Consider the following 24,434-nt stretch of genomic DNA (forward strand, 5'->3'; position numbering starts at 1 on the left):
CGCTGACGACGAGCTTCCCCTGAAACTCCGGCATCAGCTCGGAAAATGCTTCTGCCAGCCGCGAGGCGAACGCCGTGAACAGACGCCCGTCGCTTCCGGCTGCCTGAGCCGCCGCAACCGCCGCGCCCACGCCGCCTTCGATCTTCGCGCGGCCAATTTCCGCCGCTTCCGTCACGCCGAGCAGGCTCGGGAATGTGGTGCGCCCGGAATCCTTGGACGTGTCCTTGCCTGCGCGATCGCTCGTCGCATGCGCGTCGAGCACGTCATCTAAGATTTGGAATCCTACGCCGAGATCAAGACCGAATTTGCGCATTGCGGGGCGCGCGGCTTGATTATTCGCAACTATCGCACCGCATTCGGCTGCGGCGGCGAAAAGAGCGCCGGTTTTCTGCGCATACATGGTTTCGAGCTGTGCTTCGTTCATGGTCGCGCGGTAGTCCGCGAGGTCGTCATGCTGGCCGCGCACCAGCCCTTCGAGGCCGACGGACCATTCGAGCACGCCGACGGCTTCGGCGCGCTGGTCGGCCGAAAGCTTTGCCGAGGCGGCAGCGACGCCATAGGCGCGGTTCATGAGGCCGATCGAGGCGAGAATCGCCGTCGCCTCACCGAAGACGCGGTGATTTGAAGGAATGCCGCGCCGGGTAGCTGCGTTGTCCATGCAGGGCAGATCGTCGAGGATCAGCGAGGCGGTGTGGATCATCTCGACCGCGCAGGCGAGGTCGAGCGCGTCACTTTCACGGCCGCCAAGTTCGCGGGCGGCAACGAGCGTCAGCACGGCGCGGACACGTTTGGCGGGGGCGAGAAGGCTGTGCCGCAGCGAGCCCTGCAATGGATCGAGTGGCCCGTCCAACCGAACCAGTTCCGCAAGCCGCGACTCGATTTTCGCCCGCAGCATCATGTAAACGTCTAGCTGGCCGCCCATGTAAGATTCCCGTAGTGGTAACTTGACGATGGCTTGATGTTGGCCTCTATCTGTCCGATGCCCGTTGAAAGACTACGTAAAAACAGCTTGGCCATCAAAACGGTATGGCCTATGAGCCTTGGCTTGTAAACTGAACTTTACACACTGCGGCATTCGGGGCCAAGCTGTTCAGGGAGGTTGACACTTATGCCGAAAGCTTACTGGATCGCCCGCGTCGATGTGAAAGATGCCGACGCGTACAAGGCTTATGTCACGGGCGCCGCTGACGCTTTCAAAGCTCACGGCGCGCGCTTCCTCGCCAGGGGAGGACGCTTTACCGCAGCGGAGGGCACCGCCCGCGCGCGTAATGTCGTCATCGAATTTCCGTCCTTCGAGGCGGCGGTGGACTGCTACAACTCGCTGGAATATCAAGCCGCCCGCGCGCATCGCGCCGGTTTTTCCGAAGGCGAGATCGTCATCGTCGAAGGCGTCGAACCGTAAGATATATAAGGAAAAGCCATGGATCAGATCGTCGCGAACACTGAAGCGCCCGCACGCTCACGCGCCGGAAGCGCCGAAACAGCTCTCGTTGTCGGCGCAGGATTCGGCGGCATCGCGGCGGCGCTCCGGCTCGCGGCCAAGGGCTATCGCGTGACGCTGATCGACCGTGGCCGCATGCTTGGCGGTCGCGCGCAGGTGTTCGAGAAGGACGGTTTCAAGCACGACGCCGGGCCGACGGTGATTACCGCGCCGTTCCTCATCGAGGAGCTGTTCGACCTGTTCGGCAAGAAGAGCGAAGACTACCTCACGCTTAAGCCGCTTACGCCGTGGTATCGCTTCTTCTTCGACGAGGACGGCTCCACGTTCGACTACGGCGGCACGCTCGAAGAGACGCTCGCCGCGATGAACCGCATAGATCCGCGTGACGGCGACGGTTATCTGCGCATGCTGGAGCACTCGAGGCAGCTGTTCGACGCGGGCTTTACCAACCTCGCCGACCAGCCGTTCCACAACCCGTTCACGATGGTCGGCCAGATCCCGCGCCTCGTCCAGCTCGGCAGCTACCGCACGATCTGGGATTTCGTGACGAAATATTTCCACAGCCCGAAGCTTCGGCAGGCTCTGTCGATTCAGCCGCTGCTCGTCGGCGGCAGCCCGTTCAACACGACAAGCATTTACGGGCTGATCCACTACCTCGAACGCAAATGGGGCGTGTTCTATGCCGAAGGCGGCACGGGCGCGATCGTGTCAGCGCTGGGCAAGCTGATGGAAGAGGAAGGCGTCGACATTCGCCTCGGCGAGACGGTGTCTTCCGTCGTCATCGAGAACGGGACGGCGAAGGGCGTGCGCCTCAAGGACGGCGAGACGGTCTCCGCCGACATCGTGGTTTCGGACGTCGATCCGATGCATCTCTTCGGCGATATGATTCCCGACAGCGAAATCGGGCTTTCCGCGCGCCTGAAGCGCAAGACGGCGCGGCTCTCGATGGGCCTGTTCGTTCTCTATTTCGGCACGGATCGGCAATATCCCGACGTTGCGCGCCACACGATCTGGCTCGGCAAGCGCTACAGGGGGCTGCTCGACGACATCTTCAACAAGAGGGTGCTGGCGGACGACTTCTCGCTCTATGTCCACCGCCCGACCGCGACCGACCCGACCTTTGCGCCGGAAGGCTGCGATGCGTTCTATGCGCTGTGCCCGGTGCCGAACCTCAAGGGCAACATCGACTGGAGCGTTGAGGGGCCGAAACTGCGCGACCGGATCGTGGCGGGCCTCGAACGCACGATCCTGCCTGGCCTGTCCGAGACGATCCGCGCCGAGATGGTCATGACGCCGCGCGACTTCAAGCACGGCTATCTCAGCCACGAGGGCGCGGGTTTCTCGATCGCGCCGCACTTCACGCAGTCGGCCTATTTCCGCTTCCACAACAAGGCGGAGGGCATCAAGAACCTGTTCCTCACGGGGGCGGGCACGCATCCGGGCGCGGGTATTCCGGGCGTGATCTGCTCGGCTAAAGTGATCGACAAGCTCATTCCGCACGCGCGGTCATAGAGCGTTTTTCGAGCAAATTAGAGCGTCGCTTTTGATGGAATCGAGAGCGACGCGCCGGTGATGGTGCCGCAAAACCGGCGCGGGGATTCGCGGCTCGCCAGCATGGTGAACGGCGGCAGTTCGCCGAGATGGTCCGCATTCGCCCGGTTGACGCAATGCGACCTCACGCTCAATCCGCTTAGATCGAGCCTGCCGTCGTAGCTGGTTGCGCGGCGTTCGAAGCGTGATGCGTCTTGTATTTGCGGTGATTGTGCTCGCGGTGACGACGCTTGTGCGAGCGATGAAGATGGCGATGCTTGCGGTGGATGCGTTTTGCGTGGTGTTTGCCATAGCGCTTGGCTGACTTCTTTTTTGCCTTCTTGACCGTGGCCTTCTTCGCGACGGCGGGCTTTGCAGCGGTCGCGCTCGTGGGGGCGGGCTTCGCATCCTTGGCTTCAGCGGCGACGGGCTTTGCGACGGTGTTCGCGGTCGCGGCCGCCTTCTTGTCCTCGGCCTTCGCCGCCGCCTTCACTTCATGCTGCTTATCGGCAGGCTTCACCGCGGACTTCGCATCGGGCTGCTTGGCGGATGCCGCAGGTTTCGTCTCGACTGGCTTCTTGACTTCAGGCTTGGCTTCGGCAGGCTTTGCGTCTGCTGCTTTCGTCGCGGCGGGAGCGGCTTTGGCGGGCTCCGCTTTTTCAGGATCAGCGGGCTTCACCGCGGCTGCGGGCGTCGTACCCCCGCTCTTCGCGGGAACGGTCTTTTCGTCCTGCGCTGCCTTCGCGGACGATGCCTGCGAAGCGCCGCCGTTCTGTGCCGCGCTTACCTCATCCGGCTTCGGTTTGGACGGATCGGCGGAATAGCTCACGCTCGCGATCATGGCAAAAGCAGCGATGCCAACTGGTACAAAAAACAACTTTTTCATCGAGCCACCGGAGTTGAATTGAAAAACGACGTCCGTCGCCGGAAATGCGGCGGACGCCGGCCTGTCATTCACCGGGTGCGCTCCTCCCTCCCCCCGGACAGGAGTGCGCTCCCAGCTTGGCCTTGAGCTAAAAAGAAAATTTGCGAAGGCCACAAGCCTCGACTATCAACGCGGTTGGCTTTTGCACATGCGAATGGGACAGGACGGAAAAGGCATGAACCCGAGATTGAGAAAACTGATCGGCGTGATTGTTTTTGTTTTCGGATCCGTCTTATATTTCCTGTTCACCATCTCCATCGCGCTCGCGCGCCTACCCGGCACGGAGCTTTGGCGGCACCTGCTGTTCTATCTCGTGATTACGGTGATCTGGGTGGTGTGGGCGGGCATCCTTATAAGGTGGATGTTGAAGCCGCGCCCCGGCGAGGTCTGAGATGCAAAAGGGCCGCGTTAAGCGGCCCTCTTCGATTTGCGTCAGTAGCAGAAATTCGTGGCGTAGTTCGTGCAATAGGCGGGGCCGTAACCGTCGTTGATGCAGCTCCAGTAGCAGCTGTCATAGGCGCTGTAGATGCCATACCCGATCACCGGCGCGCCATACCAATACCAGCGCCCGTTACGCCAGTAGCGGCGACGGTGATTTCCCCAGCCCCCGGCGCGATACGGATGTTTGCCGCCCGCAAATGGCGGCTTGCCCCCGTAATATGGCTTTCCAGAAGGCGGTTTCATTCCAGAGGGGTAAGGCTTGTTATGCGGTATTCCGGAGAAATTCGGATGTTTGTAAATCTTGTAGCCACCGGGAGGGCCACTATAGGGCCTATGCGATGGTGAAAACTTGAACCCGGGCGGTGGGCCGTTATGGTGCCGCATTCCGCCGCCACCACCCCCTTGGCCGTGATGTGATCCGATCAGGGTGAACGTGCTCACTCCGTTCTTCGCGATCGCTTTTTGCGCGCCGCCGTCGATCGTTGCGGCGGAAGCGGTGCCCGCGCATAGACCAATGGCGGCGATCACCGCGATCATAGTTCCTTTCAACGTCATGGCAGTCCCTCTTTTGTGCCCGGAGATGCCCAATCGGGGCGAAAAAGCGCGCGGCAAACCCGTCTCGCCGCAGCTCAACAAGGAAGAGTATAATCCCGGAAAGCAGCGATCATAAAGACATTCTGTCAAAAATTGTAACTTGTGGCGAAGTGTGACGCGCTCGCAAAAAAAAGGCCGCCAGTTACGGCGGCCCTTTCTCAAGATTTGCTTTTATCGGCTTCGACAGCGTGTTCTTCGCGACGCGAAACTGCCGACACTCAGTAACAAAAATCGGACGCGTAGGTCGAACAATAGGCCGGGCCATATCCTGCGGCGAGACAGTTGTTGTAGCAACTGCTGCCATAGCCGTAGACTCCAAGTCCGACCAGCGGCGCGCCATACCAGATCCAGCGGCCGCCCCGCCAATATCCGCCGCGCCGTCCGTAGTTGCGGCTGTAACGCGGGCCGGGGCCAGCCCAACGGGGACCACCACCGTAGCGCGGTCCGGCGAATCCCGGGCCTCGCATCGCCGGTCCCCGACCGGGCCCACCATAGCGCGGGCCAGCGAATCCCGGACCTCGCATGGCTGGTCCCCGACCTGGTCCACCGTAGCGGGGGCCACCGACTCCCGGTCCGCTGAACCGGGGGCGGCCGCCCATTCCGCCGCCACCGCCGCGGAAACCGCCGCCGCCCATGCCCGGTCCTCCGCCGAAGCCGCCGCCGCCGCGTCCCATGCCGCCGCCGCCCATGCCGCCACCCATGCCGCCACCCATGCCGCCACCTCCGCGGCCTCCATCTCTAACGAGGGTTGTGGAATCCGCAACGCCGGCCGCTTGTGTGGTGGCTGCCGAGACGCCCGAGCCCGGGGTGGCCGCGAGCGCGGGTGCGGCCACGGCTGCTAGTCCGAGCAGGACACCTGTGAAAATCGATCCTCTGAAACGCATGACAAACCCGCTCCCTTGACTGTGGCCGTATGTTCGACTGTCGGGCGAAACCACGGGACATCCGTCCGTTCCCGATTGCCCGCGCCGGAGCTTTCCGGGCGTCTCGCCGAAAATATCCTTGCTACGGCTTGGGTTCCATTAAAGTTACGAGCTCATAAATTGTCGAACTCATCGTTTACAGGAAGTAGTGATTGCTGAAATATTTTAGGAAACAGCGATAAAAATATATAATCATAAAAAATGCGAGTGTATCATAAAATAATAATACGCCAACTGTTGTTGTATTGCGCGGCTTAACAGAACTGTTATCGGACGAGCCATAGGATGAAGTGCAGCTATGATGCTGCGTGTACGTGTAATCCTGTTGAGGATAAGATGAAGAAACTTGTCGTTGCTATCGCCGCCCTTACGGCCGCGACTCTCGCTTCCGGCAGTGCTTCCGCGCTCCCGCTCGCACCCACCGGCGTCGACGCCTCTGCTTCCAGCGCCATCGTGAAGGTTGGTTGCTACAAGAGGCGCGTCGTCACGACTACCAGCTGCTGTACGACCACCACGACCTACGTGAAGGTTGTGTCTCCGTGTGGCTGCGGCTGTGGCTGCGGCGGCGGTGGCGGTGGCGGGCTCTTCGGCGGCGGCGGCTTTTTCGGCATTTTCTAGGCCAATGCAAAAAGGGGAGGCGCGAGCCTCCCTGTCCATTGCCATGTCCATTGCCACGCAGCCTGCGCGCCGCCGCCATATCTCCTTCGAGAACATGGATCGGCGTCCAGTTTTGCCGATCAGCTTTAAAGCTCACCGCCAATCAGGATCGAACGCCATGAGAGCGTCATTTTTGTTTTGCGTCGCCGCGTCGATGTTTCTCGCGGTGGAAGCCCAGTCGCTGCCGAGGTTCGATGCGCCCGCCGCTTCGCCGGTGCAGGCGATCCGCGTGTCCGATACCGGGCGTCACTACGGAGGCGGCGACCTGTTCTCGAACTGGTGCGCCTATAACTGCTATCGCGTCAGCCCGTGCGCGCAAGGCGGCTGCTACGGCAGATACCATTACAGCCAGTATCCCTACGACGAGGATCTGCCTTTCCGCTATCGTTGGGATTCCGATGCGAGCATTCAGGATAACATCCTTGCTCGGGCCAACCCAGGATATCTGCGGCTGTTTGAGCGTCAGTATTGAGGCAGTCGTCGCGGCGGCTTCTGCGCTTCATTTTCTGACGCGCACGCAAAAAGGCCGGGGCTCAAACCCCGGCCTTGCGATGATCTTCTGCCCGAAGCTTACTGAGAGGCAAGCGCCTGTTCGAGGTCGGCGATGATGTCCGCCGCATCCTCGATGCCAACGGAAAGACGCACTGTGTCGTCGCCAGCGCCCGCCGATTCGCGCTGCTCCGGCGTGAGCTGCGCATGGGTTGTGGAAGCCGGGTGAATGATGAGGCTGCGCACGTCGCCGATATTGGCGAGAAGCGAGAACAGCTTCACGTTCGAGATGAGGTTGACGCCAGCCTCATAGCCGCCCTTCAGGCCGAAGGTGAACACGGCACCCGCGCCTTTCGGCGTGAGGCGCTGGGCCAGCTCATGATAGCGGTTGCCCGGCAAGCCCGCATAGTTGACCCACGCGACCTTCGGGTGCTTTTCGAGCCACTCGGCGACCTTCACAGCATTTTGCACATGACGCTCGATGCGAAGCGGCAGCGTTTCGAGGCCGTTTATTATCAGGAAGGCGTTGAACGGCGAAATGGCGGGGCCGAGGTCGCGGAGGCTGAGCACGCGCGCCGCGATGGCGAAGGCGAAATTGCCGAAAGTCTCGCCGATATTCAGGCCATGATAGGACGGATTCGGCTCGGAGATCGCTGGATAGCGCCCGCTCTTCAGCCAATCGAATGTGCCGCTGTCGATGATGGCGCCGCCGATCGAGTTGCCCTGACCGCCGAGGAACTTCGTGAGTGAATGCACCACGATGTCCGCGCCGTGCTCCTTCGGACGGAACAGGTAGGGCGTCGCGAGCGTGTTGTCCACGATGAGCGGCACGCCGGCTTTCTTGGCCACCGCCGCGATCGCGGGCACATCGAGGACAATGCCGCCGGGATTCGCGATGGATTCGATGAAAATGGCCTTCGTCTTCGGCGTGACGGCGGCTTCAAAGCTTGCCGGGTCGTTGCCGTCGGCCCAGACCACGTTCCAGCCGAACTTCTTGAAGGCGTGGTTGAACTGGTTGATGGAACCGCCATAAAGCTGGCGAGAGGCGATGAATTCGTCGCCCGGCTCAAGCAGCACGTGGAATATGAGAAACTGCGCGGCGTGGCCCGATGCGACTGCGAGCGCTGCCGTGCCGCCTTCGAGGGCTGCGAGGCGCGCTTCGAGCACGGCTTGCGTCGGGTTGTTGATGCGCGTGTAGATGTTGCCGAACGCCTGCAAACCGAACAGCGCGGCGGCATGTTCGGCGTTGTCGAACACATAAGACGCGGTTTGGTAGATCGGCGTGATGCGCGCGCCGGTAGCGGGATCGGGTTGCGCGCCGGCATGGATGGAAAGGGTGGCAAAGCCGGGTGTTATTTCGGTCATCGATTATCCTCCGTTTGGCAGATTCAACCGCCAATCCCGGATAAAAGCAATCATTTTTCTTCGTAATTAATAAATGCGCCAAGAAACGCAAAATAATTGCGATAAGCTGGGCTTGTGGCGCAATGCACAAAGCGTGAGCGAGGGGATGCGCGCGAGCCTTTTGCGGGGGTGTGACGCCGAATTTGTGGCTTGAGCTTTGCAGGGTAATGCGCGCCACGAGGTGACAGATCGAAGCTCGATTTCCGGTCAACCGCGGCCGATCCTGCCGCGATTAAGCGCCTTTCCCCTACACGCTTCGGGTTGCCGCGCGAAAGGCGTTCCAGTCCTCGCGCGTGAGTTCCCAGATTTCGGCCGCGCAGACTCCGCCTACATAGCTGCGTTCTTCGATGGCGATGACGAGCGCGCCCTCCTTTTCGGTGACGCGGCGGGAAGCCGTGTTATCCGGGGCCTTCGCGACCCTCAGCGTTTCACGGCCGAGCGTGTTGAACCAGTAGTCCGTCACCGGCTCGCAGGCCTCGGTCATGATGCCCCGTCCATGCCACGGAAGTCCGAGCCAGAAGCCGCGATTATCGCCGTTCAGATCCCGCAATTCGACGCTGCCGATGTGGTGATCGGGGCCGCTTTTGAGCCAGATCGTCCAGCCCCAAAGATTGCCAGCTTCCATGGCCGGGAGGACAACGTCGCGATAATAGGTGAGCGCCCCATCAGCCGGATAGGGCCACGGCACGCGATCGCTCAGAAAACGCACGATTTCCCAATGCGGAAAGAGCGCCTGCGTTGCGTTGGCATCTTCCAGCCTGGTCGGACGAAGTATGAGGCGGGGCGTTTCGAAGGTCGGAATCATCGCGACAACCTTGAACGGATCGGTCTCGTCGATACGAGCCATCATCTATAAAACGCAATACAGCGAAAGACTATGGCGGCCGCCGATGCCGCTCCGTTTTGAACAGACTTAATAATGCGCTCGACCGCTCTGCGCCGCCGGGCTATCGCCGCGAGGGAACTACGAGGCGGCCCGGTCCAGTGCGCGCGGCGGAATACGCGTCCAGTCCGCGCCGAACGACAGCATCCGCGGAAGCATGTAGGCGGCGTTCATCGCCAGCTTCTGTCCCATCGGGCTCACGAGCAGGCGCGACAAGGCCGTGGCGCGGCGAAGCTGCGCGGACAGATCGCGGGCAAGTGCCGCCTGGAAGACATCCGCGCCTTCGCCGGAAAGGTAGATGCCCGCCGCGCGATGCGCGGTGTGCAACGCAATCGACATGCCGTCGCCGGAAAAGGACGGAATGACCGCCGCCTGATCGCCGATGCGCCACAGCCAGCCGTTCGAGCGCGCGAGGAAGCCATAGGGAAGGCCCGCGATGGCGAGCGGCCTCTCGGTGAGGCACTCCGCGCCGGAAAGCCGACGTCCGGCGTGTGGTGCCTCGTGCCGAAGCGCGTCGAGCACCGCCTCCCATGAGCCATAGCGGTCCGCGTAGACATCCTTGCGCACGATGAGACACAGATTGGCGCGGCCGCCCTCGACCGGCTGAAGGCCCGCATAACCGCCGCGAAACAGGATCAGCTCGATATGGCCGGATAGCGCCACCGCTTCCTCGGGCTGAAGCCGCCAATACGTCTTGAAGGCGAGGCACTCCGGGTGCGCGCCGCGCTCGCGCTTGAAATCCTTGATGTCGTGCTTGCCGCTGGCGAGGAACGCGGCGTTTGCGAACACCTCGCTGCCGCGTTCGGGCAGGAGGGCGAAGCCGTTCATCGTGCCGGTCACGCTCTTGACACGCACGCCGCGCCGGATTTCCGCGCCCGCGCTTGACGCGAGCCGCAGCAGCGCCTCGTCGAGCACGCGCCGGGATAGGCTTCGCGCCTCGAAAGGCAGCCGCGCCGTCACCGGCTCGCCCGTCCCCGCGAGACGCACGTGGCTGAGGGTCAGCGCGCCCAGCTCGTCCACCGGAAGGCCCAGCGACTCGAGATAGCCGACGCCCTCGTGGCTCAGGAATTCGCCGCAAACCTTGTCGTGGGCGACGGCTTCCTTCTCGAACACGACGACGCTACGCCCCGCCCGCGCAAGATGAGTGGCAAGGGCAGCCCCGGCCGGGCCCCCTCCGATCACCGCAGCATCGTAATTCATGCCGCCGCGCCCTTGACCCGCGTCACGCAGAGCCTGAACGGCGTCCATGCCTCGATGCTCGCCGCGCCGGGCGCGAGTCCCGCTTCGTCGAGCAGCCTTTGCCAATCCTCGCGCTTGAAGGCGCTTGCGACCGAAACGGGGCCGTCATGGCGCATGAAGCGATGCTGCCGCGTCGCGAAGAACGCAGCCTTGAGAAAATAATAGGGCAGCGGATGGCGCTCCAGATCGTTGATGATCCAGCCGATACGCGCCGTATCCTCCATCCAGCGAATGAAACGCACGAGTTCCGGTCCCGGCAGATGATGGGTGAACAACGAAGACATGACGATATCGACATCGAAATCGGCGCGAAAGTCGAACAAATTTGCCGTGAGCCATGTGATTGGCCGGCCCGGCGGCGTGGCTTCGGCGGCAGACCGCGCAGCCCTCAGGTTCATGTCTACCCCGATGAAGCGGGCCTGGACGCCGTTTTCTTGCGCCCAGAGATCAACTTTTCGCGACATGTCACCGTAACCGCTGGCGGCGTCGACGACGACGAGCGGCCGGTCTTTCGGCCAGCGGCCTTCCCGCTTGATCCGCCGGAAAAAGGCAAGCGTCGGGCGATAGGCGAGAGACAACTCATTGGCGCGCGTCAGCTGCCGGAGGACCGCGCGATGCTCCTCATACGGCACCTCCTCATGGTCCATCAGTTCCGGCGTCGTGTCCCGCTTCGAGAAATCGGGCATCAAGTTTACACCGCCTTGAACAGCATCGTCTCCGCCGTCAGCCCCGGCCCGAAGGACATCGCGCATCCTTTGGCGCCCGACCGCGCATCTTCAAGCACAGACTTCAGCACGAACAGCACTGTGGCGGAAGACATGTTGCCGAAGTCTTTCAGGGTTTGCCGCGATGCCGCCAGCGCGTCGATCGGCAGGCGGAACGCGCTCTCCACCGCGTCGAGAATGGCGCGGCCGCCGGGATGCACGGCCCAAAGCTCGATGTCCTTCGTCGTCCAGCCGTTGAGGATCGCGTCGGCGGCGCGGTTGATGGCCTCGCCGACGGATGCCGGGATGCGCGTCGACAGCACCATGTCGAAACCGAAATCGCGGATGTGCCACGCCATCTGATCCGCCGCCTCCGGCATCACCGTCGCGTAGAAGCGCTCCATCGACAGGCCCTTCTGCTCGCCGCTGATGAGCGCCGCCGCCGCGCCGTCCGCGAACAGGAGAAACGGCATCATCTCCTCAAGTTCCTGCGTCTCCTGGAAATGCAGCGTGCATAGCTCGATACTGACGACAAGCACCTTAGCGGATGGTTCCGAGCGCACGATGTGGTGCGCGAGTTTCAGCGCGTTGATGGCCGCATAGCAGCCCATGAACCCGACGATGGTGCGCTCGACGCCAGGGTTGAGGCCGAGACGGCTGACGAGTTCGAGGTCGACGCCGGGCGCGGAAAAGCCGGTGCAGGATGTGACGATCAGGTGGGTGATCTCGTCCGTTGCCGCGCCAAGGTCGAGCCGCGCCACGGCGCGCTCGGCGAGAAGCGGTGCTTCGATCTCGTACTGACGCATGCGCTGCCCGGTGCTCGGGAAATTGCCGGGAGCGTAGAAAACCTCGCCGTTGATCGACGCGCCGACGTGGTCCTCGGAGGGCACCACGCAAGAGAACCGATTTTCGATCTGCCCCATTTGTACAAGTCGGTCAAAAATCGAGCGCTTGCGTGGGTCCGTCAGTATTTGCCGCTGAAATTCAATGAAAGCCTTGTGAACCTGGTGGGGCGGGACTGCGGTCGCGATCTTGTTGATGTGGGCTACTGACAAGGTAAACCTTCCAGAAATCGGCGTTGACCATAAAAAGACAAAATTTACCCGCTGAGATTGTCCCTCCTATGATGGCCCAACTTCCGGGATGGCAGAACGCATCCGCCTGCCGCGCTCCCGACGGGATGCGCGATCCCGATCAACCCCGACGAGACGGGTCGGCGACCAGAGCGGAAAGCTCGGTTTCGCCGCATGTTCCACGAGGTACAAAAGATGATACATCGGCGACCGCACAAAATATCCTCTCTCTTCGCGTTTTGCGGCGGATTGCTCTGCGTCCTTTTAGCCGTATCGGTCGCGCTGCCGGTGCGCGCCGCGGAAGCGACACAGGACGGTTTTCGCGCATGGATCGCGTCGTTCCGGCAGTCGGCGCTCGATGCGGGCGTGAAGCCCGAGGTCTACGACCGCACCACGCGCCCGCTTACGGCGGATTTCAGCCTCCCCGATCTCGACATCGGCAATCGCAAGTCGCAGGGCGAGCAGCCTGAGTTCGTGCGCACGCCCGAGCAGTATGTGTCCGAGAAACAGATGGCGAACCTGCTCGTCAAAGGCCGCGACCTTGCCGCGCGCCACGAGAAAACGCTGTCCGAGCTGAAAAGCCGCTACGCTGTCGACCCGTATATCATGCTTGGCCTGTGGGGCCGCGAGACGGCGTTCGGCACCCAGCACGACGGCTATAGCGGCCTTCGCGTGCTCGCGACGCAGGCTTACATCGGCGCGGCGGAGGTTCAAGACCTCGTGGGCAGGCGCGTTCGGCCTCGTGCAGTTCATGCCGACCGATTACCTGAAATACGCGGTCGAGCCGGACGGACGGAAGCTCGACATCTGGACCAAGGTGCCGGACGCGCTGACGGCGCTGGCGCGCAACCTGCACGCCATCGGCTGGAACGCGAAGCAGCCGTGGGGCTTCGAGGTGCGCGCGCCGGACGGCGTGGATTGCAGCCTCGGCTATCTCGACGTGACGAAGCCCGTCGCGGAATGGGAGCGCCTCGGTGTGCGCCCGCTGAAGGGCGAGCGGTTCCCCGACGCGTTGCGCGGGGTTGAGGTGTCGTTGCTCCAGCCCGCTGGCGTCTATGGCCCGGCCTTTCTCACCACACATAATTTTCAGGTGATCCGCGAATACAACAAGAGCGACCTCTACGCGCTGTATGTCGCCCACCTCGCCGACCGCATTCGCGGGCAGGGGCCGTTTGCAAAGGCGTGGGAGCCGATCCGGCAGGTTCACACTTCCGATGTAGAATTTTTGCAGAAGCGGCTGACGGGCCTCGGCCTCTATGCCGACACGGTGGACGGCAAGGCGGGCGGTCGCACGCGCGCGGCTGTCGGCGCGTATCAGAAGCGGGCGGGGATGCCGCTGACGTGCTGGCCGACCGAGGCCATCGTCGCCCATGTCAAGGCGAACGCGGGCAAGGCCACGCTGAACGAACGGCAGTAGCCGGAGATGCGGCGGCAAGCGCCGCTTGCTGCCGCTCAATTCATGAACCAGCCGTGGCTGACGACGAGCGACTGGCCCGTCAGCGCGTTAGTCGGGAAGGCCGCGAAGAACAGCGCCACCTCGGCGACGTCTTCCATGGTGGTGAATTCCTTGTCCACCGTCTGGCCGAGCATGATGCGCTCGACAACCTCCTTCTCGGAGATGTTGAGGCGCGCGGCCTGCTCGGGGATCTGCTTTTCGACGAGCGGCGTCTTCACGAAGCCCGGACAGATGACGTTGGTGCGCACGCCATGGCCGGCGCCTTCCATCGCGATCACGCGTGCGAGGCCCTGAAGCCCGTGCTTCGCCGTGACATAGGCCGATTTCAGCGCTGACGGCGCTTTCGAGTGCACCGAGCCCATGAAAATGATCGTGCCGGAGTTTTGCTTGTACATGTGCGGCAGGCACGCCTTCGAGGTGAGGAACGCGCCGTCGAGATGGATCGCGAGCATCTTCTTCCAGTCGGCGTAGGGGAAATCCTCTACCGGATGCACGATCTGCACGCCCGCGTTCGACACGAGGATGTCGACCGTGCCGAAGGTCTCCACCGTCTTCGCGACGCCCGCATTCACGGCGTCCTCGCTCGTCACGTCCATTTCGAGCGCAATCGCCTTGTCCGCTCCGCCGAGCGAACGCGCAGCCTGCTCCGCCGCATCGAGCCGCACATCCGCGATGGCAACGCGCGCGCCCGCTTCCACGTAGCGCTTCGCGATGGCAAGGCCGATGCCGCCCGCAGCGCCGGTGACGATGGCGATTTTTCCGTCGAGTCCCATGCTGTCCTCCCGCTTTCAAAGTGAGTTGGATTGGTGCAATGCAAACACAGAACTCAAGAGGGCGTCGGCCGCTCCGCGCTAAAGCGTCATCGCTTTTGCTAGAATATCTGAGTTTCTATGAGCATGATCTTATCGCAAAACCGGCGTCCACTTTTGCGGATCATGCTCAATAAAGCGGCAGCGGAAAATAGCGCAGCATCAGTTCTTCATAGCGGCCGGACGCCTTGACGCGGGCGAGCGCATAATCCAGCACCTCGCGAAGGCGCGTGTTGCCTTTTTTCACCGCGATGCCGATGCCGTCGCCGAAATAGCGCGCCTCCGTATAGCCGCCGCCCTTGAACTCGCAGCAGCGGTTCGCGTCCGTGCCCTGAATCCAGAACATGAGCGAAATGCCGTCGCCGAAGAGCAGGTCCACGTCGCCCGCTTTCAGCGCGCCCCGCGCGTCGGCGGCGGTGTCGAAGGACATGATCTTCGCGCCGTCGAAGAAGTCTCGCAGGAACGCCTCATGCGCGGAGCCCCTGACGACCGCGACCTTCTCGCCCTTGAGCGCCTCGACCGAAACTTCGCGGAACAAGGCGCCGGTTCTGCCGACGAAGCGCGCGGGCGTCATGTAATAGCGGTTGGTGAAGTCCACATCGGCGATCGTCTTGCCATTGATGGCCATGGATGCGATCACTGCGTCCGCTTCGTTCGCCTTGAGCGATGGCACGAGCGTCGACCATTCGGCGGCGGAGATGTCGCAATCGATGGAAAGCTCGCGGCAGATCGCGCGGGCGAGGTCGATGTTGAAGCCGATCAGGCGACCTTCCTCGTCATAATAGTTGAACGGCGGATAGTCGGCCTCTGTCAGCACGCGGAGTTGCGGCAGCCACGACCAGTCGGGCTTCGGGCCGACCTGGATGTCGCGCAGTTTCTGTGCGTTATCGGCCTTCTCGGTCGCTTCGGGATCGCCCTCGGCAGCCAGCACCGTCACCGCAAAAACGACGCAGAAAAACACCGCGAGAAGGCGGAGCGCCCGGCGCGGCGGTAACAGTCTGAAAGTAATCATCGGCCGCAACCTTCGGTTTGTGGACAGGGCAGTCGCGAAACAGTTCTTCTTCATTCGGTAGTATGAGTTTTGCGTAAAGTGAAAAAATGGACCTCGCGCCCCACGCCTTCGTCCCGTACGAGTGGAAGCATACCCCTTCCGAAATTGGGCATGCAAGCGGCAGCAGCGGCACCCGGACGAATTCCGATGCCGCCGTCATCGACATCGAGCGCGATTTTCTCATCGACCTCGGCGCATCCCCCGACCAAATCCACAGACTTGAAAACGACGCCGCCCGCGCTCGCGTCAGCCTTGTGCAGGCGGCGGTGGCGCAAGGCGCGATCAGGGCTTCCGACCTGACGGCGCGGCTTTCCCGCTCGCTCGAACTCTCCGAGCCCGCAGCCGGAGAAGCGACGCGTTTGCCGGAAGCGCCCGACGAGGCATGGCGGCTTTTCGATACTCCCGTTCGCCTTTCGGCCAGGGCCGGTCGCATGATCGCCGTCAACGGTGAGACGTACTCGCCGACCGCGCTTGCGGCTCTCGCCCGGCGCCTCGGGGCGAAGCGCGAGCGCGTCATGCTGATGACGCGTCAGGAACTGATCGATGCGGTCACGCGCTCGCATGGCAGCGCCATGGTCGAAACGGCCGTACGCGGGCTTCTCATGGCGCGGCCAGACTGGAGCGCGAAGGTGGGCCTCGCCGTATGGCAGCTCTATTTCGCGACGGTGGCGGTGGGGCTGGTGCTCGGGGCGGTCGCGTTCGCGCCCGCCGAAACGCTGACGCTCGCCTCGGCGATGCTGTCGATCTTCTTCCTGCTGACCATCGCGCTCAGAGCCGCCGCCGCGATCAACATCGCCCTGCCGCGCCCGAAGCCGAAGGAGGCGCGCCTTCTCGGCGATGCCGAACTCCCCCGTTACACGGTGCTCGTGCCGCTCTACAGGGAGACGGCGATCCTGCCGCATTTGGCGCATGCCCTCGCGAGCCTCGACTACCCCGCCGCCAAACTCGACATCAAGATCGTGCTCGAAGCATCGGACCGCGACACCATCGAAGCGGCCCAGAAGCTGGCCTTCCCCGGTAATGTCGATCTCGTCGTCGTTCCCGACCGCGAGCCGCGTACGAAGCCGAAGGCGCTGAATTACGCGCTGCATTTCGCGTCCGGCGAATTTGTCGTGATCTACGACGCGGAGGATCGGCCCGAGCCCGACCAGCTGCGCAAGGCGGCGACCGTCTTCGCGCAAGCGCCCGCGGATCTCGTCTGCCTTCAGGCGCGGCTCGACTATTACAACGCGCGGGAAAACTGGCTGTCGCGCCAGTTCACCATCGAATATGCGACCCTTTTCCGGGGGCTTCTGCCGCTGCTCGCGCGCTTCCGCCTGCCGCTGCCGCTCGGCGGCACGTCGAACCACTTCCGCGCGGCTGCGCTTCGCGAGATCGGCGCGTGGGACCCGTACAACGTGACCGAGGATGCGGACCTCGGCATGCGGCTCGCGCGGGCGGGCTATCGCACGGGCACGCTCGAATCCACCACGTGGGAGGAGGCCTGCTGCCGTCCGATGCCGTGGCTCAAGCAGCGCACGCGCTGGCTCAAGGGCTGGATGCAGACCTTCGGCGTGCACATGCGTCGGCCGCGCGAAGCGATGTCCGAGCTTGGCGTCGCGGGGTTTCTCTCGTTCCATGCCTATTTCGCGGGGATCATCGTTTCGGCGCTGGCGCATCCCGTGTTTTACATCCTGATGCTTTACGAGGTGCTTCAGGGACGGCTGTTTGCCGGAGAGGGTGCGATGGAAAACCTGCTGCTCTGGATCGCCGCGGTGAACTTCGTCGGCGGCTATGCGGCGAACATCGCGCTCTCGGCGTTCGCCGTTGCAGGCACGCGGCACAGACATCTCATGCTGCATGTCCTCTTCATACCCGTCTACTGGCTGTTCGTGTCGGCGGCGGCCTATCGCGCCTTGTGGCAGCTTTTCCACGCGCCGTTCCATTGGGAGAAAACCGAGCATGGCGTGAGCCGTCTCGCTCGACCGTTCCCGGCGTGAGACAAAAGAGCGTGCGCAAACGCCGCCGGGTGCATGTGCGGGCTTCCCTAATCGTTACGAATCAGTTAATCTGAACAAAGGGTTGAGTATCGGAGGACGATTTCGCAAACGACGCGGGCCGCACGTTATGACGATAGAGGGAAATGACGCGCGACTGCCGCCGCAGGCGAATCCGAAGTGCCTTCGACCGATCTTGCCGGTCGAAGTCGTGGCGGGCTATGTCGCTTCGCGTCGCGATGGCTGTCCGAAGGCCGAGGCGCTCGATGCGCTGGCCGAATTTTCCCTCGCCGAACCCGCACTGAATGACACCATCAAGGCGCGGCTCGTTGCCGAAGACAGCGGCGTGTTGCGCGCTGCCCAGCCCACATCAGCGACCTGGCCCGAAACGAGACGTGCTCTCGCGCTCAAGGCGCTCGGCGCCGCCGAAACCGAAAAGGGCCTCCGCGCGCGCGCCGACCTTGGCGCTGTGGCCCTTCGCACACTCTACGGCCTCGAAATGCGCACCGTGTCGCCATCGCGCGGCGAGGTGCGCTGTGAGCTTCTGCGCCAGATTCTCCTCGCACTGGGCGACCGTTTCACGATCCACCTCCTGCGGCCTCAGCGGTCCTTTTCCTTCGATCCGATGAGCCGCCGCATCTATCTCGCCTTCGCCGGCCTCGACTCGGGTACAGTGCTCGAAGCCGATGCCGCTCTCCTGTCGTACGCCTTCAAAGGCCCGGCGGGGACGCTCGCCGAACTCAGCGCAACGCTCATCCGAGGCGCGCTGAAAGCGGGAGACAATGGGGCGGCCGAGACGAAAGGGGCATTTCGCTTGGACGGATTCGCCGACTCGGTCAGGAAGCTCGCCCTGCACCTTGAAACCCGGCCTTATACCGGCCGCGTTGCCATCGCACAGGTTTACGACGCCGGTCTCGCCGCCGGTCTCGCGCTTGGCACGCTCGACGAATTCAAGCAACATCTCGCCGAGGCCGCGCGCGAGGGCCTCCTCGACCTCGAACGCTACGACATCGCCGGCCCCCTTGACCCAAGCCTGAAGGAACGCTCCCGCCTGCGTCTCGGACGCGACGAACGCCACTTCATCGTCAATCAATGGATGTAACGCGACAATCATGGACCTCCGCCTCAAGGCTTTCGAAAGCCCCGAATTCGACCGCGTTTTCAGCGCTGTAGCCTCGCTCGCCGGGGCTGCGGACGAAGAGCGGCTGGACGTGGCTGAAATCGAGACCGATGCGGACACCGGCCTCTCGTCCATTGTCGCGCAGGCGCGCGGGCAGAACCCGGATCCGGCCTCGCGCGTGATGCTCATCAAGGGCGCGACCGGCACCGGCAAGACGCATACGCTTCTCACCGCCATCCGCCGCATGCACCAGAAGGGCGGGGTCTACGCGGCGCTGTTCCCGATGGTGGATCTTGTCTCGGAGAAGGATCTCGACGCGTGGCTGCTCCGCGCCATCGTCTCGCGGCTATCGGAGCGCTATCTCGTGGATGCGGGCGCGCCGTCGCCGCTGACGCGCCTTGCGGCGTCGCTCCTTCAGCGTGGCGACCCGGCGCTCGTGACCCAGTTCTGCCGCGAGGTGCTCGACGAACACGGCGACATCCGCGATTTCGACCTGCGCCCGCTCATCGTTTCGATCCGCGCCGCGCTCCAGCGCGAGTCGCATCTGCCGGTGCCGTCCGAAGCCTTCGTGACGGCTCTGCTCGGCGCGGCGGCGGGCGACGACGAGTCCTTCGCCTATCTGCGCGGCCAGCCGTTGAATGTCAGCGTCGGTGGTGTGCGCCTCATGCAAGGCGTCGAGGATTACGTTCCGCGCGGCCACATCGATGCGCTCGTGAACGTCATCGGCGCGACGGGGGGCACGCTCTTCCTCGCGTTCGACCAACTCGAACAGAGCCGCGTGGCCGGGTGGGAGCAGCGCCTGCGCCATCTCTTCAGCCGAGGTGCGCTCCTCGCCGAGACGCTGCCGCCGCTCGCCGTGGCCTATGCCGTGCTGCCCGCGCTCTACGACACGATCGCCGACGGCATCGACGGTTCGATCCGCGACCGGCTGGAGCGTTTCGGCGCGATGCCCGTGCGCCTGAAACCGCTCGGACGCCGTCAGGCGGAATCGATGCTGCGCCGTCGGCTCAGCGAGCTTTTTGCCCGCACGGGCGCGAAGATCGATCCGGCCGAGCCGCTTTATCCGTTCCCGGCGTGGATGATCGACGAGCTTGGCGCGCAAACGCCGCGCTACGTCTTTGAACTCATCCAGCAATTCCGCCGCGTCTATCTCCAGATCGGGCGCGTTCCCGATATCGACGACATGCCGCCGCCGCCCTCGCCGATCCTGGAAACGCCGGTCGTGCTCGCACCCGCCGCGCCCGCGATCAATTTCGACGATAAGTGGCATGGCGAACTCACCTCGCGCGTGGTTCAGCCGTCGGTCGGCAACGGCCTTCAGCAGGCGGAAATCCTTGAATGGGCCGTGCAGGCTTGCGCGCCCGAGATCGAGGGCGTCGATGCCATCAAGACGCGGCGCAGCGTGCGCGGGCGGACTGGCACCGTCGTGATCGAGGCCGATTTCCAGAAGGACGGGCAAAGCGTCGAGCGCCGCGAGATCGCGCTGTGCAACGAGGGGCGCGGCGCTCCGCTGGCGGAGGAAATCCGTAATTTTCTGCGCAGCGTCAACGGCGCGCGTCCGGTCATCGTCCGACCGCGCGGCGGACGCCTGCCGAAGACCGGCCGTTTCATTGCGCCGCTTCTGCGAGAAGCCGACGACATGCAAGGCATTGTGGTGCCTCAGTTCGAGATGCTGTGCTGGGAGCGGCTCGACTCCGCGCGCCACTTCTTCCGCATGTGCAAGGATCTGCCGGGCTTCGAGGACTGGCAGCGGGAGTCACGCCCGCTGACGAAGGCGATTTCGCTGTGGGACATTGTGCAGTTTCCCTATGTTGGCGCGCCCGCCGAAGATGAGGACGAGTCCGCCGCCGAGAAGGAGAAGGCTGCGCCGAAGGAAGCCGCGCCTCCGCCGCCTCCGCCCGTGCCGCGCCGCCGTCAGCCTTCCGCGCCCGCCGTCATGCTCGGCGCGCATGAGGATGGCGGCCCGATCCACTGGGCGCCGTTCGAGACCGAGGCGAAGCTTCTGAACTTCGGCATCCTCGTCACGGGCGATCCGGGCTCCGGCAAGACGCAGACGCTGAACGTGCTGATCGACGGCGTGGCGAGCCTCGGCTACCCGATCTGCATCTTCGACTTCAAGAACGACTACTCCGAACGCAGCTTCGTGCAGGCCATCGGGCTGAAGGTCCACGACGTGCGCCGCTTCGGCATCCCTTTCAACCCGCTGATGCCGTCCCCCAGCGATGACGGGTTGGCGCAGCCAATCGAGCACATCTTCACCATCACGGGCGTGCTGAAGCGAGTCTTCGGCCTGGGCGACCGGCAAACGGCCGTCCTGCGCGACGCGATGAAGGAAGCTTTCGAGCGGCGCGGCATCAATCCGCAGCGCTGGGTCGAGGCCGAGTCTATCCGCCCGCCGAGCTTCGACGACGTTGTGGCGATCCTCGAAGAACAGAAGGAAGCGAAGAACCCGCAGGCGATAAGCCTTCTCGACCGCATCGCGCCGCTGTTCGAACTGGGGCTGTTCCCGAAGTCGGACGAACTGCCGGTGCCGTTCGAGGCGATGCTCGACGAGCGGCTGGTGCTGTCGCTGTTCGCGCTGCCGACCGACGAGATCAAGGCCGCGCTCGCTGAACTCATCATCATCCGTCTGCATGGCGTGCTTCTGCGCCGCGTCCAGCCGCGCAAGCTGACGCGGCTTCTTGTGGTGGACGAGGCATGGCGCGTCGCGAACTCGTCGCATCTCGAAAGCCTCGCGCGCGAGGGCAGGGCGTTCGGCGCAGGCATCGCCATCGGCACGCAATATCCGGGCGATCTGCCGCCCGATTTGTCCGGCGCGCTCGACACCAAGATTTACCTGAAAAACCAGCAGCCGGATCACAAGAAGGCGGTGGTGCGGGCGCTGTGCGGAGCAAACTCCGGCCCAGAAGCGGCGCATCTCCATGGCGTGCTGGAACGGCTCACGCAGTTCGAGGGGCTGATCCAGAATCAGCACTGCACTATTCCTCCTTGTTTCACAGTCAATGCATGTCCGTTGTGTGGCGTATTTCCGGACGGCGCGTGTGGGTTTCCGGCTTGAGTTTATCGCCGGCCTGCTGAGGGCTAAAAGGAATGCTTGCTGCAACGCTTGCGCGCGACGCAACCGCGTTACTTCACGATTCAGGCGCTTCGCGAATTCTTCTCGGCGGCAAATCTTTCGTCGCCGACCCGACCGGCGCTCTTTACTGGCCTGCGGAAAATACGCTCATCGTCGCAGACCTCAAATTGTCCCAGTGCTCGTATCTTGAGGGCGAAGACGTCGTTCTCCCGCCCTACGATCAGACATCCGCTTTCGAAAAGCTCGAAGATGCGATCGACCGCTACGACCCGCTTCGCGTCGTGGCGCTCGGCAACAGCTTCGCGGTTCACTCGTCCTGTGCGCTCGCTCCTCATCAGCGCGACTGGCTTCAGGACATGATGGAGGGCCGCGACTGGTATTGGGTGACGAACGACCTCACCGAAACGCCCGACGTCGGCGGCACGCTCGTGCCGCAGCTCGTGCTGGGCGGCGTCAAGTTTCGCGGCGAGCCGGTGCGCGCGCCCATCGCGAACGAGATCGCGGGCGGTCTGCATCCGGTGGCGCAGGTCTCGCAATACGGCCATCTCGTGCGCGGACGGTGCTTCGTTTCGAACGGCATGCGCATGGTACTGCCGTCGCTCGGCGATTACTCTGCCGGTAACAACGTGCTGAATACCGCTTTCGATCCGCTGCTCGGGCAGGGTGGCCTTTACGTCTGGTTCATCGCGCACGAGCGCGTGAATCCTGTGGCGTCGCCGCAGCTCATGGAAGATCGCGCGGCCTGAAAATTCTGGAATGCATGGGGGCATGCCATCCCGGGAGCGCCAGCGCTTCCGGGATTTTTCATGTCCGCCGCGTCAGAAACGACGTGGCGCCCCCCACGAACGCAGCGAGCGCCACCGCGATGACCCCGTAAAGCCACGGATGTTCCGAGGCGGTGGACGAAAGCCGCGCTTCGATGCCGATCTTGCGCAGGCGTATGCGCGCCGTCGCGTCGCCGATGACCTTGCCGCCCTGTAACACATAGAAATGCGCCACATAAAGCCCCGGTCCGGCTGCGGCGGGCAGGAAAGTCTTGGTCCGGAACAGGCTCACGCCGAAAAAGTCGATCGCGCGCGCTTCCTCCACGAACAGCCCCGCCGCTTTCTTCTGCCGCACGAGCGCCGCCTCGAACTCCGACCGGTCCAGCTTCGACGGCGCGTTCTTCTGCTCGTCGCGGATCGGCAGGCTCAGCACGTCGATGCCCAGCTCGTATCTGTCGCGTTCGGCGAGCGGCGCGATATCGTCGAGCGGGCGGGTGGAAAGGACGGCGAAATAGTTCGGCACGCCGTCGAAAATCAGGCGCTGCGAGTTCACCCACAATCCGGCGCGGCGATCCTTCTTCCAGACGACCACGGGCTGCACCGGGCCGCGAAGCGTCACCGCGATGTCGAACGGCTCACCCTTGAGGCGGTCGCGGTCCACCGCACCGAACAGCACGATGCTCGTGCCGTCATAGCTGGGCTCGATGTAGAACTGATTCTGAGCGGCGCCCGCCTCGATGATGTTTGCCGAGGCCGAAGCGTCGCTGCTGAACGCGATCAGCGCGAGCGTGCCAGCAAGGACGGCCGGCGTCAGCTTTCGGGCGATGGCGGCGACTCGGGAAAACATGTCAGAACCCGGCGCTCCTGACGCTGAAAATTTCGCCCGGCAGGACGAGATCGACGCCAAGTCTCAGGCCAACGGCGAGCACGAGCAGCGCGAGCAGCAGACGCAGTTCCTCCGCGCGAAGCTTCTGCCCCGCAGCCGCCCCAACCTGTGCGCCGAATGCGCCGCCGAGCATCAGCAGGAGAGCGAGCGCGATATCGACCGTCTGGTTCATCGCGGCCTGAAGCACCGTCGTGATGGCGCTTACGAAGATGATCTGGAACAGCGAGGTGCCGACCGCGACATTCGTCGGCACATGCAGCAGATAGATCAGGATCGGCACGAGGATGAAGCCGCCGCCGACGCCCATCACGCCCGACATCACCCCCACGAGCACGCCGGCCACCACGGGCGGGATGGCGCTGATATAGAGTTTCGACGCCGGAAAGCGCGTCTTGAAGGGCAGGCCGTGCATCCAGCCATGCCGCCCCGTCCGCTTCGCGGCTGGCTGCCCGCGCCTCACCTTGCGCAGCGCGCGCAGGCTCTCCACCAGCATGATCGAGCCGACCGCTCCCATGAACACCACATAGAGCAGCGAAACGAACAGGTCCACCTGCCCGATCTGGCGCAAGTAGCGGATGATGAGCACACCCCAGAACGCCCCCACCGCGCCGCCGCCGAGCAGATAGAGGCCGAGCTTGGTGTCGAGGTTCTTGCGGCGCGCTTGTGCGATGGTGCCTGTGATCGAGGACGCGATGAGCGGGTTCGCCCCCGTCGCGACAGCAACCGCGCTCGGTATGCCCGCGAAGATCAGAAGCGGCGTCATGAGGAAGCCGCCGCCCACGCCGAACATGCCCGACAAAAAGCCGACAGCGCCGCCGAGCCCCAGCATGAGCAGCACATTGACCGGCATTTCGGCGATGGGCAGATAGACCTGCATGAGAGATCGGAACCGGCACGAGGCGGCTGGAAGTTCTGGCGGTTTTAGACGAGAGGGCGGGGGCCGTCACGCGAAAAGCCGGAACCCGAGACAGGCGTCATGAGCGCGTCGAATTC

Annotated in this window: 24 protein-coding genes and 1 pseudogene; 11 read left to right on the plus strand and 14 right to left on the minus strand. The window is 63.5% G+C overall.

The window, feature by feature from the left end:
• Positions 1-922, minus strand: a 922-nt coding sequence (locus T281_RS03415) for a polyprenyl synthetase family protein (RefSeq protein WP_052036979.1), incomplete at its 3' end; no start/stop codon positions are given.
• 186 nt (positions 923-1,108) lie between these two features.
• On the opposite strand from T281_RS03415, the gene T281_RS03420 reads away from it, so the two are divergent.
• Positions 1,109-1,402 carry a DUF1330 domain-containing protein gene (locus T281_RS03420; protein ID WP_037234234.1) on the plus strand — a complete coding sequence of 98 codons (294 nt, stop codon included), beginning with the start codon at positions 1,109-1,111 and terminating at the stop codon, positions 1,400-1,402.
• Positions 1,403-1,420: 18 nt separating this feature from the next.
• Positions 1,421-2,953, plus strand: a complete 1,533-nt coding sequence (crtI, locus tag T281_RS03425; protein WP_037234237.1) for a phytoene desaturase family protein — start codon at positions 1,421-1,423, stop codon at positions 2,951-2,953.
• Between the two features lie 17 nt (positions 2,954-2,970).
• Here crtI and T281_RS18610 read toward each other — a convergent pair whose 3' ends face one another.
• Both T281_RS18610 and T281_RS03430 read right to left on the minus strand, forming a co-directional pair.
• Positions 2,971-3,120: a hypothetical protein gene (locus T281_RS18610; RefSeq protein ID WP_155955059.1), complete on the minus strand. Its 150-nt coding sequence runs from the start codon at positions 3,118-3,120 to the stop codon at positions 2,971-2,973.
• 11 nt (positions 3,121-3,131) lie between these two features.
• Positions 3,132-3,812: a hypothetical protein gene (locus T281_RS03430; RefSeq protein ID WP_052036980.1), complete on the minus strand. Its 681-nt coding sequence runs from the start codon at positions 3,810-3,812 to the stop codon at positions 3,132-3,134.
• Between the two features lie 238 nt (positions 3,813-4,050).
• Between T281_RS03430 and T281_RS03435 the strand changes: the two genes are divergently transcribed.
• Positions 4,051-4,287 carry a DUF2842 domain-containing protein gene (locus T281_RS03435; protein ID WP_052036981.1) on the plus strand — a complete coding sequence of 79 codons (237 nt, stop codon included), beginning with the start codon at positions 4,051-4,053 and terminating at the stop codon, positions 4,285-4,287.
• Positions 4,288-4,328: 41 nt separating this feature from the next.
• Here T281_RS03435 and T281_RS18615 read toward each other — a convergent pair whose 3' ends face one another.
• Complete coding sequence (locus tag T281_RS18615) at positions 4,329-4,892, minus strand: hypothetical protein (RefSeq protein ID WP_155955063.1); 564 nt, start codon at positions 4,890-4,892, stop codon at positions 4,329-4,331.
• A 257-nt stretch (positions 4,893-5,149) separates the two neighbouring features.
• On the minus strand, positions 5,150-5,644 hold the full coding sequence (locus T281_RS18620; RefSeq protein ID WP_162173103.1) for a hypothetical protein: 495 nt from the start codon (positions 5,642-5,644) through the stop codon (positions 5,150-5,152).
• Positions 5,645-6,190: 546 nt separating this feature from the next.
• Here T281_RS18620 and T281_RS03450 point away from each other — a divergent pair.
• Together T281_RS03450 and T281_RS03455 are read left to right on the plus strand one after the other, a co-directional pair.
• Entirely contained in the window at positions 6,191-6,472 is a 282-nt protein-coding gene (locus tag T281_RS03450) for a hypothetical protein (RefSeq protein ID WP_037234242.1), read from the plus strand.
• Between the two features lie 157 nt (positions 6,473-6,629).
• A complete protein-coding gene (locus T281_RS03455; RefSeq protein WP_155955067.1) occupies positions 6,630-6,983 on the plus strand; it encodes a hypothetical protein in 354 nt (117 codons plus the stop codon).
• 98 nt (positions 6,984-7,081) lie between these two features.
• Here the strand turns inward: T281_RS03455 and T281_RS03460 are convergent, their stop codons facing one another.
• The 5 genes from T281_RS03460 to T281_RS03480 form a co-directional block, all read right to left on the minus strand.
• Positions 7,082-8,365, minus strand: a complete 1,284-nt coding sequence (locus tag T281_RS03460) for an O-acetylhomoserine aminocarboxypropyltransferase (RefSeq protein ID WP_037234247.1) — start codon at positions 8,363-8,365, stop codon at positions 7,082-7,084.
• 286 nt (positions 8,366-8,651) lie between these two features.
• Entirely contained in the window at positions 8,652-9,254 is a 603-nt protein-coding gene (locus T281_RS03465) for a GNAT family N-acetyltransferase (protein WP_081796569.1), read from the minus strand.
• Between the two features lie 114 nt (positions 9,255-9,368).
• Positions 9,369-10,535, minus strand: a complete 1,167-nt coding sequence (locus tag T281_RS03470) for an NAD(P)/FAD-dependent oxidoreductase (protein ID WP_052036983.1) — start codon at positions 10,533-10,535, stop codon at positions 9,369-9,371.
• Positions 10,484-11,212, minus strand: a complete 729-nt coding sequence (locus T281_RS03475) for a class I SAM-dependent methyltransferase (RefSeq protein WP_037234372.1) — start codon at positions 11,210-11,212, stop codon at positions 10,484-10,486. The genes T281_RS03470 and T281_RS03475 overlap by 52 nt, the downstream gene beginning before the upstream one ends.
• A 5-nt stretch (positions 11,213-11,217) precedes the next feature.
• The gene (locus T281_RS03480) at positions 11,218-12,285 is read right to left on the minus strand and encodes a type III polyketide synthase (protein ID WP_037234250.1); all 1,068 of its coding nucleotides are present in this window, start codon (positions 12,283-12,285) and stop codon (positions 11,218-11,220) included.
• Between the two features lie 213 nt (positions 12,286-12,498).
• On the opposite strand from T281_RS03480, the pseudogene T281_RS18125 reads away from it, so the two are divergent.
• Together T281_RS18125 and T281_RS19715 are read left to right on the plus strand one after the other, a co-directional pair.
• A pseudogene (locus tag T281_RS18125) lies at positions 12,499-13,393 on the plus strand (lytic murein transglycosylase); the annotation flags it as partial.
• Positions 13,394-13,720, plus strand: a complete 327-nt coding sequence (locus tag T281_RS19715) for a peptidoglycan-binding domain-containing protein (protein WP_276324617.1) — start codon at positions 13,394-13,396, stop codon at positions 13,718-13,720.
• Between the two features lie 35 nt (positions 13,721-13,755).
• Here T281_RS19715 and T281_RS03490 read toward each other — a convergent pair whose 3' ends face one another.
• Both T281_RS03490 and T281_RS03495 read right to left on the minus strand, forming a co-directional pair.
• A complete protein-coding gene (locus tag T281_RS03490) occupies positions 13,756-14,532 on the minus strand; it encodes a 3-hydroxybutyrate dehydrogenase (protein ID WP_037234253.1) in 777 nt (258 codons plus the stop codon).
• A 166-nt stretch (positions 14,533-14,698) separates the two neighbouring features.
• On the minus strand, positions 14,699-15,580 hold the full coding sequence (locus T281_RS03495) for a transporter substrate-binding domain-containing protein (protein ID WP_037234374.1): 882 nt from the start codon (positions 15,578-15,580) through the stop codon (positions 14,699-14,701).
• An 86-nt stretch (positions 15,581-15,666) separates the two neighbouring features.
• On the opposite strand from T281_RS03495, the gene T281_RS03500 reads away from it, so the two are divergent.
• The 4 genes from T281_RS03500 to T281_RS03515 all read left to right on the plus strand — a co-directional run bounded on the left by T281_RS03500 (position 15,667) and on the right by T281_RS03515 (position 22,537).
• Entirely contained in the window at positions 15,667-17,598 is a 1,932-nt protein-coding gene (locus T281_RS03500) for a glycosyltransferase (protein WP_052036986.1), read from the plus strand.
• Positions 17,599-17,725: 127 nt separating this feature from the next.
• Positions 17,726-18,697 (plus strand): hypothetical protein, encoded by a 972-nt coding sequence (locus T281_RS03505; protein WP_037234256.1) that lies wholly within the window; start codon positions 17,726-17,728, stop codon positions 18,695-18,697.
• A gap of 10 nt (positions 18,698-18,707) precedes the next feature.
• On the plus strand, positions 18,708-21,773 hold the full coding sequence (locus T281_RS03510) for a hypothetical protein (RefSeq protein WP_037234259.1): 3,066 nt from the start codon (positions 18,708-18,710) through the stop codon (positions 21,771-21,773).
• 32 nt (positions 21,774-21,805) lie between these two features.
• Positions 21,806-22,537 (plus strand): metallophosphoesterase, encoded by a 732-nt coding sequence (locus tag T281_RS03515; protein WP_052036987.1) that lies wholly within the window; start codon positions 21,806-21,808, stop codon positions 22,535-22,537.
• Between the two features lie 58 nt (positions 22,538-22,595).
• Here T281_RS03515 and T281_RS03520 read toward each other — a convergent pair whose 3' ends face one another.
• Both T281_RS03520 and T281_RS03525 read right to left on the minus strand, forming a co-directional pair.
• A complete protein-coding gene (locus T281_RS03520) occupies positions 22,596-23,402 on the minus strand; it encodes a TIGR02186 family protein (RefSeq protein ID WP_037234262.1) in 807 nt (268 codons plus the stop codon).
• Position 23,403: 1 nt separating this feature from the next.
• A complete protein-coding gene (locus T281_RS03525; RefSeq protein WP_037234265.1) occupies positions 23,404-24,318 on the minus strand; it encodes a sulfite exporter TauE/SafE family protein in 915 nt (304 codons plus the stop codon).
• Positions 24,319-24,434: the final 116 nt, after the last annotated feature.

It is taken from the genome of Rhodomicrobium udaipurense JA643 (assembly GCF_000636015.1).
Lineage (GTDB): Bacteria > Pseudomonadota > Alphaproteobacteria > Rhizobiales > Rhodomicrobiaceae > Rhodomicrobium > Rhodomicrobium udaipurense.

Excerpts from the sequence above, each read along its gene's own strand:
- T281_RS03420 (WP_037234234.1), top strand. The coding sequence starts at position 1,109 with ATGCCGAAAGCTTACTGGATCGCCCGCGTCGATGTGAAAGATGCCGAC.
- crtI (WP_037234237.1), top strand. The coding sequence starts at position 1,421 with ATGGATCAGATCGTCGCGAACACTGAAGCGCCCGCACGCTCACGCGCC.
- T281_RS03430 (WP_052036980.1), bottom strand. The coding sequence starts at position 3,812 with ATGATCGCGAGCGTGAGCTATTCCGCCGATCCGTCCAAACCGAAGCCG.
- T281_RS03435 (WP_052036981.1), top strand. The coding sequence starts at position 4,051 with ATGGGACAGGACGGAAAAGGCATGAACCCGAGATTGAGAAAACTGATC.
- T281_RS18615 (WP_155955063.1), bottom strand. The coding sequence starts at position 4,892 with ATGACGTTGAAAGGAACTATGATCGCGGTGATCGCCGCCATTGGTCTA.
- T281_RS18620 (WP_162173103.1), bottom strand. The coding sequence starts at position 5,644 with ATGGGTGGCGGCATGGGTGGCGGCATGGGCGGCGGCGGCATGGGACGC.
- T281_RS03450 (WP_037234242.1), top strand. The coding sequence starts at position 6,191 with ATGAAGAAACTTGTCGTTGCTATCGCCGCCCTTACGGCCGCGACTCTC.
- T281_RS03455 (WP_155955067.1), top strand. The coding sequence starts at position 6,630 with ATGAGAGCGTCATTTTTGTTTTGCGTCGCCGCGTCGATGTTTCTCGCG.
- T281_RS03460 (WP_037234247.1), bottom strand. The coding sequence starts at position 8,365 with ATGACCGAAATAACACCCGGCTTTGCCACCCTTTCCATCCATGCCGGC.
- T281_RS03465 (WP_081796569.1), bottom strand. The coding sequence starts at position 9,254 with ATGATGGCTCGTATCGACGAGACCGATCCGTTCAAGGTTGTCGCGATG.
- T281_RS03470 (WP_052036983.1), bottom strand. The coding sequence starts at position 10,535 with ATGGACGCCGTTCAGGCTCTGCGTGACGCGGGTCAAGGGCGCGGCGGC.
- T281_RS03475 (WP_037234372.1), bottom strand. The coding sequence starts at position 11,212 with ATGCCCGATTTCTCGAAGCGGGACACGACGCCGGAACTGATGGACCAT.
- T281_RS03490 (WP_037234253.1), bottom strand. The coding sequence starts at position 14,532 with ATGGGACTCGACGGAAAAATCGCCATCGTCACCGGCGCTGCGGGCGGC.
- T281_RS03495 (WP_037234374.1), bottom strand. The coding sequence starts at position 15,580 with ATGATTACTTTCAGACTGTTACCGCCGCGCCGGGCGCTCCGCCTTCTC.
- T281_RS03500 (WP_052036986.1), top strand. The coding sequence starts at position 15,667 with ATGGACCTCGCGCCCCACGCCTTCGTCCCGTACGAGTGGAAGCATACC.
- T281_RS03505 (WP_037234256.1), top strand. The coding sequence starts at position 17,726 with ATGACGATAGAGGGAAATGACGCGCGACTGCCGCCGCAGGCGAATCCG.
- T281_RS03510 (WP_037234259.1), top strand. The coding sequence starts at position 18,708 with ATGGACCTCCGCCTCAAGGCTTTCGAAAGCCCCGAATTCGACCGCGTT.
- T281_RS03515 (WP_052036987.1), top strand. The coding sequence starts at position 21,806 with ATGCTTGCTGCAACGCTTGCGCGCGACGCAACCGCGTTACTTCACGAT.
- T281_RS03520 (WP_037234262.1), bottom strand. The coding sequence starts at position 23,402 with ATGTTTTCCCGAGTCGCCGCCATCGCCCGAAAGCTGACGCCGGCCGTC.
- T281_RS03525 (WP_037234265.1), bottom strand. The coding sequence starts at position 24,318 with ATGCAGGTCTATCTGCCCATCGCCGAAATGCCGGTCAATGTGCTGCTC.